Below are 304 nucleotides of genomic sequence, written 5' to 3'. Positions count from 1 at the left end.
CACTACCTGAAATATCAAATCTCCGAGTTAACTGCTGAACAACAAACTCAATTATTTGCAGACTTGGAAATTGAAGTCACCGATATCTCTCAACTCGATGTTAAACAGGTGATTGATATTGGCTTCAGTCGCGACTTCAAAGAAATCCTTGAAGTTGAGAAGGTACAATACAGCGCTATCGACCTCGATAAATACCGTAAAGATAACGCTGAACAAATCGCCGAGTTCTATCACGAAATGGATGATGATTCTGAAATGGATGATGAGTCGGAAATGGATGATGAGTCGGAAATGGATGATGAGT

1 protein-coding gene is annotated in these 304 nt (G+C 39.8%); it reads left to right on the top strand.

Going from position 1 to position 304, the window contains the following annotated elements; all coding sequences use genetic code 11:
- Nucleotides 1–304, top strand: a 304-nt coding sequence (locus M595_RS31485; RefSeq protein WP_023070081.1) for a hypothetical protein, incomplete at both ends; no start/stop codon positions are given.

This window comes from Lyngbya aestuarii BL J, from assembly GCF_000478195.2.
Classification (GTDB): Bacteria; Cyanobacteriota; Cyanobacteriia; order Cyanobacteriales; family Microcoleaceae; genus Capilliphycus; species Capilliphycus aestuarii.
The sequence above is the reverse complement of the archived record's forward strand: the minus strand, read 5'-3'. Positions and strand labels throughout refer to the sequence as shown.